General features: G+C 69.5%; 14 protein-coding genes. 4 read left to right on the top strand and 10 right to left on the bottom strand.

All coding sequences use genetic code 11. From position 1 onward, the window contains the following. The first annotated feature begins 84 nt into the window (after window positions 1–84). The 3 genes from J2W14_RS03785 (at window position 85) to J2W14_RS03795 (ending at window position 3,338) form a co-directional block, all read left to right on the top strand. A complete protein-coding gene (locus tag J2W14_RS03785) occupies window positions 85–1,305 on the top strand; it encodes a ferritin-like domain-containing protein (RefSeq protein WP_307458606.1) in 1,221 nt (406 codons plus the stop codon). Between the two features lie 120 nt (window positions 1,306–1,425). After that, window positions 1,426–2,157 carry a VIT1/CCC1 transporter family protein gene (locus J2W14_RS03790; RefSeq protein WP_307458608.1) on the top strand — a complete coding sequence of 244 codons (732 nt, stop codon included), beginning with the start codon at window positions 1,426–1,428 and terminating at the stop codon, window positions 2,155–2,157. Between the two features lie 95 nt (window positions 2,158–2,252). Next, window positions 2,253–3,338 carry an aminoglycoside phosphotransferase family protein gene (locus J2W14_RS03795; RefSeq protein ID WP_307458611.1) on the top strand — a complete coding sequence of 362 codons (1,086 nt, stop codon included), beginning with the start codon at window positions 2,253–2,255 and terminating at the stop codon, window positions 3,336–3,338. On the opposite strand, the gene J2W14_RS03800 is transcribed toward J2W14_RS03795, so the two are convergent. The 10 genes from J2W14_RS03800 to dxr all read right to left on the bottom strand — a co-directional run bounded on the left by J2W14_RS03800 (window position 3,335) and on the right by dxr (window position 14,529). Continuing rightward, window positions 3,335–4,759: a pyridoxal phosphate-dependent decarboxylase family protein gene (locus J2W14_RS03800; RefSeq protein ID WP_307458614.1), complete on the bottom strand. Its 1,425-nt coding sequence runs from the start codon at window positions 4,757–4,759 to the stop codon at window positions 3,335–3,337. The two genes, J2W14_RS03795 and J2W14_RS03800, sit on opposite strands and share 4 nt — an antisense overlap. A gap of 134 nt (window positions 4,760–4,893) precedes the next feature. After that, the gene (locus tag J2W14_RS03805) at window positions 4,894–5,688 is read right to left on the bottom strand and encodes a sulfite exporter TauE/SafE family protein (protein ID WP_307458617.1); all 795 of its coding nucleotides are present in this window, start codon (window positions 5,686–5,688) and stop codon (window positions 4,894–4,896) included. Between the two features lie 18 nt (window positions 5,689–5,706). Beyond that, window positions 5,707–7,518, bottom strand: a complete 1,812-nt coding sequence (locus J2W14_RS03810) for a proline--tRNA ligase (RefSeq protein ID WP_307458619.1) — start codon at window positions 7,516–7,518, stop codon at window positions 5,707–5,709. Window positions 7,519–7,946: 428 nt separating this feature from the next. After that, entirely contained in the window at window positions 7,947–8,834 is an 888-nt protein-coding gene (locus J2W14_RS03815) for a GNAT family N-acetyltransferase (protein WP_307459386.1), read from the bottom strand. After that, window positions 8,797–9,963 (bottom strand): flavodoxin-dependent (E)-4-hydroxy-3-methylbut-2-enyl-diphosphate synthase, encoded by a 1,167-nt coding sequence (ispG, locus tag J2W14_RS03820; RefSeq protein WP_069951145.1) that lies wholly within the window; start codon window positions 9,961–9,963, stop codon window positions 8,797–8,799. The genes J2W14_RS03815 and ispG overlap by 38 nt, the downstream gene beginning before the upstream one ends. A gap of 38 nt (window positions 9,964–10,001) precedes the next feature. Then, on the bottom strand, window positions 10,002–10,295 hold the full coding sequence (locus J2W14_RS03825; protein WP_307458623.1) for a YciI family protein: 294 nt from the start codon (window positions 10,293–10,295) through the stop codon (window positions 10,002–10,004). Between the two features lie 58 nt (window positions 10,296–10,353). Then, window positions 10,354–10,848, bottom strand: a complete 495-nt coding sequence (locus tag J2W14_RS03830) for a hypothetical protein (protein ID WP_307458625.1) — start codon at window positions 10,846–10,848, stop codon at window positions 10,354–10,356. Further along, window positions 10,824–11,612, bottom strand: coding sequence for a MarR family transcriptional regulator (locus tag J2W14_RS03835; RefSeq protein WP_307458627.1), 789 nt, complete (start codon window positions 11,610–11,612; stop codon window positions 10,824–10,826). The genes J2W14_RS03830 and J2W14_RS03835 overlap by 25 nt, the downstream gene beginning before the upstream one ends. A 382-nt stretch (window positions 11,613–11,994) precedes the next feature. Next, complete coding sequence (locus J2W14_RS03840; RefSeq protein WP_307458630.1) at window positions 11,995–13,326, bottom strand: M50 family metallopeptidase; 1,332 nt, start codon at window positions 13,324–13,326, stop codon at window positions 11,995–11,997. Between the two features lie 18 nt (window positions 13,327–13,344). Then, window positions 13,345–14,529, bottom strand: coding sequence for a 1-deoxy-D-xylulose-5-phosphate reductoisomerase (dxr, locus tag J2W14_RS03845; protein WP_307458633.1), 1,185 nt, complete (start codon window positions 14,527–14,529; stop codon window positions 13,345–13,347). Between the two features lie 208 nt (window positions 14,530–14,737). Here dxr and J2W14_RS03850 point away from each other — a divergent pair, with 208 nt between their 5' ends. Continuing rightward, a complete protein-coding gene (locus tag J2W14_RS03850) occupies window positions 14,738–16,255 on the top strand; it encodes a lipase maturation factor family protein (protein ID WP_307458636.1) in 1,518 nt (505 codons plus the stop codon). Window positions 16,256–16,359: the final 104 nt, after the last annotated feature.

Genomic DNA, 16,359 nt, shown 5'->3' on the forward strand with positions numbered 1-16,359 from the left:
TGCCGGCCGCCTCCCGTTAGATGATGTTGTTGTACTAGCCTAGCGATTTTACAGTCACCGTGGTGCACCGAGTTCCTGGCCGGCATGACAACATGGTCTGTTGTGGAAGACGACAGCGGGGAAAAGCAGCGGTGGAAGCTCATTCCCCGCATCGCGTTGCTGGCCTGCCTCGCCCTCGTCATCGTGAGCCTCGGGATCGCGTTGAGTCCCGGACGTCCCGAGGAGCCTGCCGAGCCGCCGTTTTCGGAACAGGCGAGGTCCGCCGCGCTGGCTGAGGCGATGCGGCTGCGGGCCGCCGGTGAGGAACTGGGCGGGTCCACGTCCGGCGACGCGACGCCCGCCGTGGCGCGGACTGTGAGTTTGCTGACAAGCCAGGCCCGGGCCCTCCTGCTGCCGGGCCAGGACGAGCCGGACTCTATTCTCCCGGCGGGTCCGGCCTCCCCGTCGGATGGCCCGTCTACAGCTCCTTCGGCCGTTCCGTCTGCTGCCCGGTCTGGCGCTGAGTCTGGAGCTGCGACTGCAGCTCCGCTGCCCTCTTCGGCGGCCGCGCTGGCAACCGCGCTGGCGGACAGCGCCGCCCAACGGCTCGCCGACGCTGCCGTGGCCGACGGCGGGATGGCCCGCCTGCTCGCCGCTGTCGGGACCGCCCAACTCCTGCAGGCGTCCTCCCTCGCGGCGGCTGCCGGTGCGCCGGCCCCGGTGGTGCCCGACCCTGCCGCACCCCAGCTCTCCGGCGCGTGCCCGAGCGCTGCGGCATCGGAGTCGTCTTCCCCTGCCGGCGCGTCGGCCACGTCCGCCGTTTCGGCGGCTCCGGCAGCGTCGGCGGGACCGGTAGCCTCGGCGGGAGCTGAGGCCAATGCCGCCACCCTGCCCGGAGCGCTGGCGGCGACCTTCAGGACCGAGCTGGAGACGGTGTACGGCTACCAGGTGGCCCTGACCCGGCTGGGTGGCACTGCGGCCGCCCGGGCGTCAGAACAGCTCGCCCAGCATGAGGCCCTCGCCGCCGGTGCGGAAACCCTGAGCCGGGTGCATTGCGCCCCCGTGCCGCAGCGCGAAGCCGGGTACACCATGGAGCAGGATTTCCTGGCCTCGCCTGCCGCCGGTCTCGGCGGGTTGGAGGCCTCGGCGCTGCCGGTCTACGGCGACCTGGTGGCCCTAGGCGAGGGCCAGACCCGTCAATGGGCGATCGCCGGCCTCGTCGGTGCCGCACGCCGGTCCGCCGTTTGGGGTGCAGAGACAGGAGCCCTTCCCGGCCTGGCGGCAGACCCGGCGGGCTTCCCCGAGCTGCCTTCCCTGAGCCCCTAGCCTGCTGCCTGCGGGTAGACCGGGTACGTGGACCGGGTACCAGGAACCGCGGCGGCGAGGACGCGCTTACTTAGGCTCGTCATACTGGCTGGCCGTGGGCGCCGGTGCTTTGCTGTAGTCATGGACAGTCAAGCCGCCCCAATCCAGCACGACAACGAGCCGCACCGCAACGACATCGCGCACCGCCTCAACTGGCTGCGTGCGGGTGTGCTGGGCGCCAACGACGGCATCGTCTCCGTCGCCGCGATTGTGGTCGGCGTCGCCGGCGTCACCACCGAGTCCGGCCCCATCCTCATCGCCGGTACCGCCGGCGTGGTCGGTGGCGCGATCTCGATGGCCCTGGGCGAATACGTCTCGGTGAGCAGCCAGAAGGACAGCCAGCGGGCCCTGATCGAGAAGGAACGCCGGGAACTGGAGGAACAGCCCGAAGAGGAGCTCGAGGAACTAGCAGCGATCTACCAGGGCAAGGGCCTCAGCGCGGACACCGCCCGGACAGTGGCCAAGGAACTCACCGCCCACGATGCCCTCGGCGCCCACCTGTCCGCGGAACTGCACATCGACGAGACGGACATTGTCAGTCCGTGGAACGCCGCGTTCGCCTCGGCAGCGGCGTTCCTGGCCGGCGCAGTCCTCCCGATGCTTGCCATCCTGCTGCCGCCGGAGAACATCCGTGTTCCGCTGACCTTCGTGGCCGTGCTGGTCGCCCTGGCCCTGACCGGGGCCGTCGGGGCATGGATCGGTGGCGGCTCGAAGATGAAGGCCGCCGTGCGCGTGGTGATCGGCGGCGCCGCGGCGCTCATCGCGACCTTCCTGATCGGTAGCTGGCTCGGAGCCAGCGGCATCACCATCTGATAAGCCTGATGCGCCGGCAGGCTGCTGCCCGGCCGGCCAGGTAGGCCCGCCGGAATCAGCAGTACCGGAGCGCCCCAGCAACTACGCTGGATCCGATGAGTGAGCCAGCAGACATCCCGATCCCGCCCGACCTCAGCCGCCGCTACGGCGGCAGCGCAGCCGGCCGCGACTGGCTTGCCTCCCTGCCCCGGCTGGTCCGGCACTGCCTGGACCAGTGGCAACTCGAGCTGGACCTCGCCCCCGGCGCGATGCCGTGGAACGGCCACGGGGCCATCGTGGTCCCGGTCCGGCTCCGCACCAACCCCAGCACCGGTCTCGGCGATGGAAGCCTGGGTGCTGCACGCCGGGTCGCCGTCCTGAAGATCGCCTATCCGCACAACGAAGCGCTCGTGGAACCGCGGGCCCTCGCCCTGTGGGACGGGCACGGAGCGGTCCGGCTGCTGGCCAGCGACACCGGTGCGGGCGCACTGCTGCTGGAGCGCCTGGATGCCGTCTGCTCCCTTCAGGACGTGCCCCTGGCCGAGGCGGTCCCGGTGTGGGGCGCACTGGTCCGTCAGCTGAGCCTGGTCCCGGACGGTCGGCCGGAATGGCAGGATTTCGACCACGTGGCGGCCCGGGCCGAGCAGTGGAGTGATGAGTTGCCGGAGAGCTGGGAACGGCTGGGCCGGCCCTTCCCGCGCTGGCTGCTGGAAGCCGCGCTGGAGGTCTGCCAGACCCGCGGGGCCGTCGGGCGGCGCTCCGGGCGGGATGTCCTGGTCCATACCGACCTGCACTATCTGAACATCCTGTCCCGGCTCCCCGCGGCGGAACCGGCGAGCGGCGGCAGTGAACCGGCCGGCGGCTGGGCCGCGATCGATCCGCAGCCCATGATCGGCGAGGCGGAATTTGCGGTGGCACCGTTGCTGTGGAACCGGATCCGTGAGCTGTCGCGGGCGGATCCGGAACGGGGCCTGCGGGAGCGCTGCCGCGACTTCAGCATGGCCGCCGGGCTCGACGCCGAGGTGGCCCGGCAGTGGAGCCTGGCCCGCGAGGTCGAGAACGCGCTCTGGTACGCCTCTAAGCCCCGGCACGAAGGCGACCTCGCCCGGTCGCTCTGGGTGGCCAGCACGCTCACGGGCCGCACGCTCCCGGAGCTCCCCGCGCCCCACGCGCTGCCGGCACCGGGGGAAGCCGCCAGCTAGCTCCTCTGTGCGCGGACCGCCGCCACGGCGTCCCGGACGGCGGCGACGGCGACTGCCACGTCGGCGTCGTCCGTGCTCCAGTTGCTGACGGAGATCCTGAGGATGTCGCGGTCCCGCCAGCGCGACCCGGACATCCAGACCCGGCCGTCGGCGATGATCCGCGCCGTCACCGCACGGGTCGTGGCGTCGTCGCCAAAGGCCAGCGAGACCTGGGTGTAGTCGACGTCGTTGAGCACCTCGACCCCGTCCAGCGCGGAGAGCTGCTCCGCCAGTTGCCGGGCGCGCAGCACCAGCCCGCGGACTTGGGCGACGACGCCGTCCCGGCCCAGTGATTTCAGCGCCGCCCACACCGGAACCCCGCGGGCCCGGCGGGAGAGCTCCGGCACCGACTCGAAGGGGTCTGCGCTGCCGGCATCCTGGATCAGGTAGCTGGTGTGCAGGCCCATGGCCGCCCGCAGCGCCCGGGCATCCCGGACCACAGCGACCCCGCAGTCGTAGGGCACGTTGAGGGTCTTGTGCGCGTCGGTGCCCCAGGAATCGGCGCCCTGCAGCCCGGCGGTCAGCGCGGCGAGCTCCGGGACGGCGGCGGCCCAGAGCCCGAACGCGCCGTCCACATGGACCCAGGCGCCGCGTGCCTTGGCGATGGCGATGGCCTCCACGAACGGATCAAAGGCTCCGGAGTGCAGGTTTCCGGCCTGCAGGCAGACCAGCAGCGGGGCCGGGCCGGGTCCGGCGGCGGACGCCTGGTCAACGGCGCTGGCCAGGGCCCGGTCCAGCTCCCAGGGGTTGATGCGGCCCTGCCGGTCCGCGGGGACCACGGTGGGCCGCCCCAGCCCCAGATACCGCAGGCCGAGGTCGATCGAGTCGTGCCGTTCCTGGCCCACGAAGCAGCGGATCAGCGGGGCGCCGAAGAGGCCGTCGCCGTCGAGGTCCCAGCCGGCGTCAGCCATCAGCCGCCATCGGGCGGCCGCGAGCCCGGCGAAGTTGGCCATCGTGGCGCCGGTGGCAAAACCGACATCGGATTCTTTGGGAAGCCCCAGCAGCTCCAGCAGCCACTGGCCGGCGGCCTCCTCGATGGCCGCCGTCGCCGGGGTGGCCAAGCGGAGCACGGCGTTCTGGTCCCAGGCGCTGACCAGCCAGTCCGCGGCCAGCGCTGCCGGCAGCGTGCCGCCGATGACCCAGCCGAAGAACCGTCCGGAGGGCATGGCCATCAGCCCGGGTTCGGCCTTCGTGGCGAGGTAGTCCACCACCTCCGCCGCCGGCGTTCCTTCCCGGGGCAACGGACCGCCGAAGTCGGCTGCGAGGTCCGCGGCCGTCTTGCGCGGGCCCACGTGCCGTGTTTCCTGGCTCTCCAGCCACTGGCGGGCGTGCCGCGCCGCAGCCTCCAGGGCATCGCTGTAGCGTTCTTCAGGTGCTGACATAGCTGCATGCTACGCCCGCGGCCAAGGGACGGGCAGGGCCTAATGGAGGGCAGCGTTCCTGGAAAGGGGACCGTTCCAGGGAGGGCAACTTTCCAGGACGGACGCCGGGGACCGTGTCCGGCGGCCGGCGCGTATCAGGCGAAGCTCTCCTGCCAGATGTCCGAGCCGAGCTTGATGATCAGGGCACCCACCACGGCGAGGAACACGATGCGGATGAACTTGTTCCCCTGCCTGACGGCGGTCCGGGCCCCGAGGTAGCCGCCGGCCATATTCGCCAGGCCCAGGACCAGCCCGAGGCCCCACAGCACGGCACCATGCGGCACAAAGAACAGCAGGGCCCCTGCGTTGGTGGCCATGTTCACGATCTTGGCTTTGGCGCTTGCTTCGAGGAAGGCGTACCCCATCGCCGAGACAAGCGCGATGATCAGGAAGGACCCGGTGCCGGGGCCGATCAGTCCGTCATAGAACCCGATCACGCCGCCGATCAGGCACGCCAGCACATAGTGCCGGTGGCCGTTGTGCCGCAGCCGGGTCAGCTCCCCCACGTTCGGGCGGAAGGCCGTGAACAGCGCGACGGCGACAAGGGCCACCACGATGATGGGCTTGAACACGCTCGCCGGGAGGTTCGCGGCGAGCACCGCCCCGCCGAAGCTGCCGGCCATGGCTATCACCGCCATGGGCAGCGCGGTCCGCAGATCCGGCCGGACCCGTCCGTAATAGGTGACGGCGCTGGTCGTGGTGCCGAAAATCGACCCCATCTTGTTCGTCGCCAGCGCCTGCACCGGGCTGATGCCCGGTACCAGCAGCATCGCCGGGAGCTGGATCAGTCCCCCGCCGCCGACGACGGCATCGACCCAGCCCGCGGCGAAACCGGCGACCACGATCAGGATCAGTGTGCTGAGCTCGATCGACTCGAGTCCGGAGACCACGCCTGGGACGGACTGCGGTTAGCTGTTGCGGACGGCGGCGACCACGTAGTCGACAGCCTTCTCAACGGCGATGTTTTCGGCGTTGCCGCTGCGGCGGTCCTTGATCTCGACGACACCGTCCACGAGCCCGCGCCCGACGGCGAGGATGGTCGGCACGCCGACGAGCTCGGCGTCGCCGAACTTCACGCCCGGGGACACCTTGGGACGGTCGTCATAGATCACGTCGAGGCCGGCGGCCTCCAGTTCGAAAGCCAGCTTCTCCGCGGCGGCGAAGATCTCCTCGCCGCGGCCGACAGCCACCACGTGGACATCGGCCGGGGCGACGGCACGCGGCCAGATCAGGCCCTTGTCGTCGTGGTTGGATTCGGCCAGGGCCGCGACAGCGCGGGTGACGCCGACGCCGTAGGAACCCATGGTGACCACGACCTGCTTGCCGTTCTGGTCCAGGACCTTGAGCTCCAGGGCTTCGGCGTATTTGCGGCCGAGCTGGAAGATATGGCCCATTTCGATACCGCGGGCGGTTGCCAGCGGGCCGGATCCGTCGGGGGCCTCGTCGCCGGCGCGCACGTCGGTGCACTCGATGACGCCGTCCCAGCCGAAGTCGCGTCCGGCGACCAGACCGAAAACGTGCTTGCCGGCCTCGTTGGCGCCGGTGACCCAGGCGGAACCGCTGACGACGCGCGGGTCCACCAGGTAGAGGAGCTTGGCGGCCCCCTCGGTGCCCAGCAGGGGCGCGTCCAGGGACAGGCCGGGGCCGAGGTAGCCCTTGACGATGAGGGGCTGCTTCTTGAGGTCCTCGTCGCTGGCGGCCTCGAGGATGATTTCGCCGGCGATCGGCAGGAAGGACCCGATGTTCGCTTCCACGCGCTTGAGGTCGACGCCGCGGTCGCCCGGCAGGCCGATGACGACGATCTGGCGTTCGCCGGTCGGCAGGGTGACGGCGAGAACGACGTTCTTGAGCGTGTCAGCGGCCGTCCAGGCGCCGCCGTCGGCCTCGGCGCGGGGCACCAGGACGTTGGCGGCGTCCACCAGGGTCTCGATCGTGGGGGTGTCCGGGGTGTCCCGGACCTCGGCGGCCGGGGCGTTGCTGAAGTCGATGTCCGCGGGGACCACGGTGGTGACCGCCTCGACGTTGGCGGCGTAGCCGCCGGCGGAGCGCACGAAGGTGTCCTCGCCGATCTCGGTGGGGTGCAGGAATTCCTCGCTCTTGGAGCCGCCCATGGCCCCGGCGGTCGCGGCAACCGGGATGACCTCGAGGCCGAGGCGCTCGAAGATCTTCAGGTAGGCGCCGCGGTGCGCCGCGTAGCTGGCGTCCAGGCCGGCGTCGTCGACGTCGAAGGAGTAGGAATCCTTCATGATGAACTCGCGGCCGCGCAGCAGGCCTGCCCGGGGACGTGCCTCGTCGCGGTACTTGTTCTGGATCTGGTAGATGCTCAGCGGCAGGTCCTTGTAGGAGGAGTACAGGTCCTTGACCAGCAGGGTGAACATTTCCTCGTGGGTGGGCGCCAGCAGGTAGTCGTTGCCCTTGCGGTCCTTGAGCCGGAAGATGCCCTCGCCGTACTCGGTCCAGCGGTTGGTGACCTCGTAGGGTTCCTTGGGCAGCAGCGCCGGGAAGTGCACTTCCTGGGCGCCGATGGCGGCCATTTCCTCACGGATGACCGTCTCCACCTTGCGCAGCACACTCAGCCCCAGCGGAAGCCACGTGTAGATGCCCGGCGCAGCACGGCGGATGTAACCGGCGCGGACCAGGAGCCGGTGGCTGGCCACCTCGGCGTCGGCGGGATCTTCACGCAGGGTGCGCAGGAACAGCTTGGAGAGTCGAAGGACCACTGGGTATCTATCCGTTTCTGGGAAGGTGCGGGCAAAGCAGCAAAGCTGTGAATCAGTAGCACCGGAGAAACCGGCACACGCGTACGTACTAATCTACCGTCAGCCCGGACACGGAAGAGCCACGCCATAACTGACGGAAGCCCCTGGCCGTCTCCGGCTGGTCATCCTGTCATGGCGTGGCTCTGCGGCCCCAGCACCGCCAACGAATTGGCCGTGAGTTCCGTTGTGTTGCCCTCAAGGGCGTCTGCATCCCCGGCTGCTGCTCCCGCGGAAACACGTGCCCATGCGACACGGTTAGCTCGAACCTATGTGACCCGCGGCACTAAAACAAGAGTCCGCATCCAGATATTTTTCCCGTGATGCCGGTGTTACTGCTGGTTCAGAAGAGCACTGGAGTGAAATGAGCGATGCCCCTGCTGAAGCTTTGCCTAAAACAGCACGGTGGCAAACGTGCCGACCTGGCGGAAGCCGACCCGCTCGTAGGTGGCACGGGCCCGGGTGTTGAAATTGTTCACGTATAGGCTCGTGACCGGGGCGAGAGTCTGGGCCAGGACAACGGCGGCGGCCATGTACCCAGCGCTGAGGCCGTGGCCGCGGAACTCCGGGTTCATCCAGACCCCCTGGACCTGCGTCACCTCAGGAGTAACCGCACCGAGCTCGGCTTTGAAGACCACTTCGCGTGCGGGGTTCAGGTGGACCATGGAGTGGCCTTCGCGGATGAGGCCCTTGACCCGGCGGCTGTAGTACTCCCGGCCGCCAAGGTACGGCGAATAGCCCACTTCCTCTTCGAACATCGCCGCGCAGGCGGGGAGGATCTTGTCGAAGTCCGCCAGCTGGCCGAAGCCCAGCTGCGGGTTCGGGGCCACGGCGGGAGGCCCGGAGATCGTCATCAGCGGCTGGTCGTCGCGGATCTCATGGGCCGTCTGACCGAATTGTTCCAGCCCGGAGTACAGTGCCAGGACCGTCTCGGCCGGGCCGAAGATCGAGGCGTACCGGCGCCCGGATCGGTGCGCGGCCGCGGCCACGGCACCGGTGAGTCCGGGGTCCAGCTGCACCGGGACCAGGTTCGCACCGGCCCAGCAGGCACCGAGGAGGGTGTCGCCGTCGAACACGCCCAGAATGCTGGCGCCGCCGGTGGTGGGTGCCGCGGAACCGGCGGTGGCCAGATGCGACAGGATAAAGACATTCGCGACGTCGTCCTGCCGCGCCAGGTCCACCAGCTGGGATGTGTCCGAGCCCCCCAGGGTCCGGACCGCGACGCCGGGAGCGGCGCCGTCCTTACGAGACGCTAACCACGGGGCTACCCTTGACAGCATCTTCGCCATCGGCCTCCCCCATCTCTTCAGCGATACGCATGGCCTCTTCGATCAGTGTCTCAACAATCTGGTCCTCGGGCACAGTCTTGATGACCTCGCCCCTGACAAAGATCTGTCCCTTGCCGTTGCCCGAGGCGACGCCGAGGTCGGCTTCGCGGGCTTCGCCCGGTCCGTTGACGACGCAGCCCATCACGGCAACGCGCAGCGGGATCTCCATGCCTTCGAGTCCTGCCGTGACCTGCTCGGCCAGGGTGTACACGTCCACCTGGGCGCGGCCGCAGGACGGACAGGAGACGATCTCGAGTTTGCGCGGGCGCAGGTTCAGCGACTGCAGGATCTGGTTGCCGACCTTGATTTCCTCCACCGGCGGGGCGGAGAGGGACACGCGGATGGTGTCACCGATGCCGCGGGACAGCAGGGCGCCGAAGGCCGTGGCCGACTTGATGGTGCCCTGGAAGGCGGGGCCGGCCTCGGTGACGCCGAGGTGCAGCGGCCAGTCGCCCTGTTCGGCGAGCATCTCGTAGGCGGCGACCATGATGACCGGGTCATTGTGCTTGACCGAGATCTTGAAGTCGTTGAAGCCGTGCTCCTCGAACAGCGACGCTTCCCAGACCGCGGACTCCACGAGGGCCTCCGGGGTGGCCTTGCCGTACTTCTTCAGGATTCCGGGCTCCAGCGATCCGGCGTTGATGCCGATCCGGATGGACGTGCCGTGGTCCTTGGCCGCGCGGGCGATTTCCTTGACCTGGTCATCGAATTTGCGGATATTGCCGGGGTTCACCCGGACGGCCGCGCAGCCTGCCTCGATCGCGGCGAAGACGTACTTGGGCTGGAAGTGGATGTCCGCGATCACGGGGATCTGGGACTTCCGGGCGATGATCGGGAGGGCCTCGGCGTCGTCCGCGGACGGGCAGGCGACCCGCACAATGTCACAGCCGGAGGCCGTGAGCTCGGCGATCTGCTGCAGGGTGGCGTTGATGTCCGTGGTGGGCGTTGTGGTCATCGACTGCACGCTGATCGGCGAATCGGAGCCGACGCCGACCGAACCCACCTTGATCTGGCGGGTCTTGCGGCGCGGGGCGAGGACGGGGGGCGGTGCTGACGGCATTCCCAGGCTGACCGAGGTCACATGGACTCCTTGTATCGAAGTAGGTCTGGCGGGGACGGCTAGGCGGCGTGGCCGGCCAGAAGGCCGGTCAGGGGTGCCCAGACCGTCGTGCGGGTGCCGGAGATGGCCCCGGCGGCGTTGAAGGGATCCTGCTTGAGGACCTCGTTCAGGGCCTGCTCGTCGGCAGCCTTGAAGATCAGCAAGGCACCGGCGCCGTCACCGTAGGGGCCGCTGGCGAGCAGCGTTCCGTCCTGGGCCAGTCCAGCGGTCCATTCGCGGTGCGCCGGGCGGGTGGCGTCGCGGACTTCGGAGGATTCGGCATCGTATACGTACTCAACAGCAAAAACAGTCATATAGATACACTATCGCCCCGTCGGCCTGCTACCCATCCGGGCGGCCGCCCGGGCGGCGTCAGCCGAGGAAGAACACTTTGGCCAGGGCGGCGACGCCGGCCGCCCACAGCAGGGAGGTGAGGGTGCCAATGATGAACCGCTCCGCGGCGACCGGCGTCTCCTTCAGCTCGGCGAAGCGGCCCAGTCCCTTGATCGCAATGACGTAGGCGATGGCGACCGGTTCGCCGGCGAGGACCGCGACGCAGACTGCCAGGCGCTCCAGCACGCCGATGATCGCGCCTCCGCGCAGGATCCTGACGCTGCTGACCGAAAGGGCCGCAGCGCCCGCCTCCGGGGCAGCCGCGCCTGGCGCGCCGGCGGCGGATGCGGTGCCGGTCGTGACAACGGGATCAACGGTGACGTCCGCCGCGGGGTCGTTTGCCGGGTCAGTGGCTCCGGCACCTGCGTCCTGCCGGTCATCGATGGTCCGGGCGAGCCGGAAGACCAGGGCCGTCACCGGCCATCCGACGAAACCGGCGGTGAGCAGGGTCAGGGTGATCCAGAGCGCGTCCACCGGTCTCCTTCCGTGCTGTCCCGGGGGCGGGTATCCGGGTGCTGGTGCCCGCCCGTGTCCGGGGTTCGGTCCGCGGGCCGCCCGCGGGCGTCGTCGTTGGCGGCGATGACTCCGTGGGCGAAGGCCAGCAGCATTTCCGCCGCAGGCCTCGCAGCCCATTCTTCCTGCCAGCCGGAGCGCAGCAGCGCGCGGCTCACCGACTGTTCCGTGATTCCCAGTTCCTGGGCCGCGATTTTCTGGGTGCCGTGCGTGCCGGCATGGCCGTGCTGCACCGAGCGCAGCACGTCAACGACCTTCCACTGGGCGGCCGTCCGGTCCTGGACCAGCCGTCCGATCAGCCGCAGCACCGCCTCGGCGTTGGCACAGGCGCGCGCGCCGGCGGACCCGGCGGGCGAGGGAGCAGCCTCTCCCCTGCGCAGACCGCCGGAGACGACGGCGATGGGCACGTGCGCGGCGCCGGACTTGGCCTTCTCGACGGCCACGCGCGCCGCCACGAAGGCGGGCCCGGATCCTTCCCGCGGACTGGCCGGCAGCGGCTGGTCCACCGCCCCTACCCCGATTCCCACGTACCAGCGTCCGCTGCGCAGGGCATGGAGTGCGATGTCAACGACTTCGTCCGGGCGTTCCACGACTCCCTGGACTTCGTCGCCGACGGACCGCTCGAAGCGCCCGGCAGTGGAGAGCCCGGCCAGCTCCGCCAGGAGTTCCGGGACACGGTCGACGTCGGCGCTGCTGCCGCGCTGGTCGATGGTCATCACGTACATAGCCCCACCCTAAAGGGCTGATCCGGCAGAATCAATCACTTTCAACTGATTACTAAAAATAAGCCAAAATAAGCTGATAATGATGAATCAGCGATATCCGGTTTGCCGGCGACCCAGGCGGCCGGGGTCGTCGGGGCGGGTGTCCGGCCATCCGGCGGCAACTCCGGGGCTGGCGCGGGTACCGGCCGTCCGGGGGCACTTTGGCACGAAAACTCAGGGCACAGCACGAAAACTCAAGGAACGGTAGTCCATCTCGACGCCGGACCGCGGCAAAGTGCCTCCGGACTGCAGAGCGATGCCGGGCGACGCCGGGTGGAACGGCGGTCACGCCCAGGGCGCTGAACCTCAGGGGGGCATTTCCGCAGGCCCGCAGGCGGCCGCGTCAGCCGAAGAGGTTGACCGGCTTGACGATGTCCGCGTAGATCAGCAGGGCGCCCATGCCCATCAGCAGCACCGCCACCACGTAGGTGACCGGGAGCAGCTTGGCGATATCGAACGCGCCGGGGTCCGGGCGGCCGAAGAGCTTGGCGATCCTGCGGCGGGCCCCTTCGTACAGCGCGCCGGCCACATGGCCGCCGTCGAGCGGCAGCAGCGGAATGAGGTTGAAGACGGCCAGCGCGAAGTTCAGTCCGGCCAGCAGCCCCACCAGGGTGGCCACCCGGGACTGCATCGGCACCTGCTCCATCGCGGCGACCTCCCCGGCCACGCGGCCCACCCCGACCACGCTGATGGGCCCGTTGGGGTCGCGCGGTGCTTCGCTGAACGCTGCCTCCGCCACGCCGGCCACCCGGGCCGGCAGGTTCAGAACGACGCCGGCGATCTGCTTGATGTTCTCGCCCGCCATCGGCAGGACGGTCGACGCCGGCTGCGGCACGAGCGCTGTCTGCGCCCCGATGCCCAGGAAGCCGACGTCCTGGTAGAGGAGGGTGCCGTCGGCGCTCTTGGCCTGGCGGCCGTCGTCGCCCACCACGGGACGCGCGGAGAGGACCGGGGTGACGGTGGTGGTGACCGGGACGCCGTCGCGCTCCACCGTGATGCTGACCTGCCGGTCCGCGGAGGCGCGGATCCAGCCGGTGAGTTCATCCCAGTTGGTCACGGCCTTGCCGTCGAAGGAGGTGATGACATCATTGGGCAGCAGGCCCGCGGCGGCGGCAGGCGTGAGCCGGCAGTCGGCGGAGTCCGGGTCCACGGTTTCGCCGGCCTTGACCTGGCATTTGGAGACGTCGGCGATGGTGGTGGTCTGGGTGGCGATGCCGAAGCCCATCAGCAGCACGGCCGTCAGCCCGAGTCCGATGAGCATGTTCATGGCCGGCCCGCCGAGCATCACCACGATCTTCTTCCAGACCGGCAGCCTGTAGAACACCCGGTCCGCGTCGGCGGGGCCGACTTCCTCGTGCGCCAGCGAGCGGGCGTCCGAGGCGAGGGACTGGAACATCCCGGTGCTGGAGGTGCGCACGGTGCCGTCGTCCTTGTTCGGCGGGTACATGCCGATCATGGACACGAAGCCGCCCAGCGGGATGGCCTTGAACCCGTATTCGGTCTCGCCCTTCTTGCGGGACCAGAGCGTGGGCCCGAAGCCGATCATGTACTTGGTGACCCGGACCCTGAACAGCTTGGCCGGCAGCAGGTGGCCCACCTCGTGCAGGGCAATGGACACGGCGATGCCGATCGCCACGAAGACGACACCGAGGATAAAGAGGAGGACGGGACTCATGCTTGGATCTGCTGCTTCCTAGACGCTTCTGACGGCTAAACGTTCGTGTGTGCGGGCGCGTGCCCATCTTTCAGCATCCAGCACGGACTCCACCGTCAGCCCGGAGGACCCTGTGTGTTCGCTGAGCACTGCTTCGATGGTATCGACGATGTCGGTGAACCGGATCCGGCCGGCGTGGAAGGCCGTCACGGCTTCCTCGTTCGCGGCGTTGAAGACGGCCGGGTAGGTGCTCCCCTGCCGGGCGGCATGCTTTGCCAGTCCGACGGCGGGGAACGCCCCGGTGTCCAGCGGCTCGAAGGTCCAGCTGGTGGCCTGGGTCCAGTCGCACGGCCGGGCCGAGCCGGGGACGCGGTCCGGCCAGCCCAGGCCCAGGGCGATCGGCAGGCGCATGTCCGGCGGCGAGGCCTGGGCGATCGTGGAACCGTCGATGAACTGGACCATCGAGTGGACCACGGACTGCGGGTGGACGACGACGTCGATCTTCTCCAGCGGGATGTCGAAGAGCAGGTGCGCCTCGATGACTTCCAGGCCCTTGTTGACCAGGCTGGCGGAGTTGGTGGTGACCATCAGGCCCATGTCCCAGGTGGGGTGGGCGAGGGCGTCCTGCGGGGACACCCCGTGCAGCTCATCCCGGGTCATGCCGCGGAACGGGCCCCCGGAGGCTGTGAGGATCAGCCGGTCCACCTCGGCCGCGGTGCCCGAGCGCAGGCACTGGGCGATGGCGGAGTGTTCGGAATCCACCGGGACGATCTGGCCCTCGCGGGCCGCGGCCTTGACCAGGGCGCCGCCGACAATCAGGGATTCCTTGTTGGCCAGGGCCAGGGTCGCGCCGGATTTGAGCGCGGCCAGGGTGGGCGCCAGGCCGATGGAGCCGGTGATGCCGTTGAGCACCACGTCGGCCTCGATCTCCGCGATCCGGGTGGACGCGTCAGGGCCGGTGATGATCTCGGGACGGTAGCCGGTCACGCCGGCCGCGCCGGCGGCGTCGTCGATCAGCGTCTGGAGGGCGCCGGCGTCGCCGGATGCCACGCCGATGGCCCGGGCCCGGGTGTGGACGGCCTGCTTGGCGAGGAGCTCAGGGTTGCCGCCGCCCGCGCTGAGCGCCACGACCTCGAAAAGGTGCGGGGCGCCGTCGACGACGTCAATCGCCTGCGTGCCGATGGAACCGGTGGACCCGAGGAGGACGATCTTGCGCGGCTGCATGGTTCCAGTATCCCGCACCGCGTTCGGTGCTCGGGTTGCCGTGGGCGCGGCCCAGCCCGGCCGTCCGGGGGCACATTGCGCCGGGACGCGCCGTCGGATGGCCGGAAACCCCTCGTTGGCGCCTCAAAGCCGCCCCGGACGGAGGCCGGACCGGTGACGGATGTTGCCCCACATTGACGCCGCGAGGCGCAGGCGTAACGTGGGGATCGTGGAGTGGACGGCCTGGTTTGACGCGCCGGAGTACGAGTTCGCCCGGCAGGTGCTGCAGCGCGGCATCGCCGCCATCTACTTCGTGGCCTTCCTGTCCTCGCTCAACCAGTTTCCGGCCCTCCTCGGCGAGCGCGGGCTGTTGCCGGTGCCGGAGTTCCTGGCACGCACCAGCCGCCTGCGTCGGCCCACCCTGTTCAGCTGGCGCTACTCGGACCGGCTGCTGCGGGCCGTCTGCTGGGGCGGCCTGGCGATTGCCGCCACGATCGTGCTGGGCCTGCCGCAGCTGGGCCCGCCGTGGGTTCCCATGCTGGCGTTCCTGGCGCTGTGGCTGCTGTACATGTCGATCGTCAACGTGGGGCAAACGTTCTATGGCTTCGGCTGGGAAATGCTGTTGCTCGAGGCCGGGTTCATTGTGGCCTTCCTTGGCTCCAACCAGACTCCCCCGCCGCGGACCATCCTGATCCTGCTGGCCTGGCTGGTGTTCCGCCTTGAGTTTGGTGCGGGCATGATCAAGATCCGCGGCGGCCAGGAGTGGCGTGACCTGACAGCCCTGTACTACCACCACGAGACCCAGCCGATGCCGGGGCCGCTCAGCCGGCAGGCGCACCTGCTGCCCAAGGCGTGGCACCGGGTGGAGGTCCTGGGCAACCATTTCGCCCAGCTGGTGGTGCCGTTCTTCCTCTTTGCCCCGCAGCCGCTGGCCAGCGTGGCCGCCGGAATCATCATCTTCACGCAATTCTGGCTGGTGGCGAGCGGGAACTTCGCCTGGCTCAACTGGATGGCAATCCTGCTCGCCTTCGCCGCCGTCAGCGACCCGGTGGCGCATGCCCTGGTCCCGGCGATCCCGCTCGACTGGCACCCTGCGACAGGCACAGCTGCGGAAACCGCCGCTGGAGGCGCTGCCGGCGTCTCCGGCGCGGCGACAAGCGCGGCCGGCAGCCAGGCGCCGGTCGCGTGGCTCGTGGTGGTCCTGGTCGCCACCGTGCTGCTCGTGGTGCTCAGCTACCGCCCGGTCGAGAACCTGTTCTCCCACTACCAGCTGATGAACGCCGCCTTCAACCGCTGGCAGCTGGGGAACACCTATGGCGCCTTCGGCACGGTCACGAAGCAGCGGATCGAAATCGCCGTTGAAGGGACGCTCGCCGCGGAGCCCGACGACACTGCGGACTGGCGGGAGTACGGCTTCCGCGGAAAGCCCGGAGACGTCCGCCGGATCCCGCGCCAGTGGGCGCCCTACCACCTGCGCCTCGACTGGCTGATGTGGTTCCTGCCGCTGCGCACCGTGCACGAGCAGTGGTTCTACGCCTTCCTGGCCAAGCTCCTGGAGGCCGACCGCCCCACCCTGCGCCTGTTGCGGCATGATCCGTTCGACGGCGGCCGGCCCCGCTGGGTGCGGGCGCGCAGCTACCTGTACCGCTTCGCCACCCGGAAGGAATTCCGCGCCACGGGCCAGCGCTGGATCCGGATCCCGCTGGGCGAGTCCATTCCGCCGCTGTCCCTGCCCCCGGAAGGGTGAGAACCGGACGACTGAGAGCAGGACGGATTTGAGCCGTTGGACGCGGACGGCCGGAATGGTAGTCACCATTCCGGCCATCCGGATCGAATCAGTGGAGCACCCTG

This window comes from Pseudarthrobacter oxydans (assembly GCF_030812335.1).
GTDB lineage: Bacteria > Actinomycetota > Actinomycetes > Actinomycetales > Micrococcaceae > Arthrobacter > Arthrobacter oxydans_B.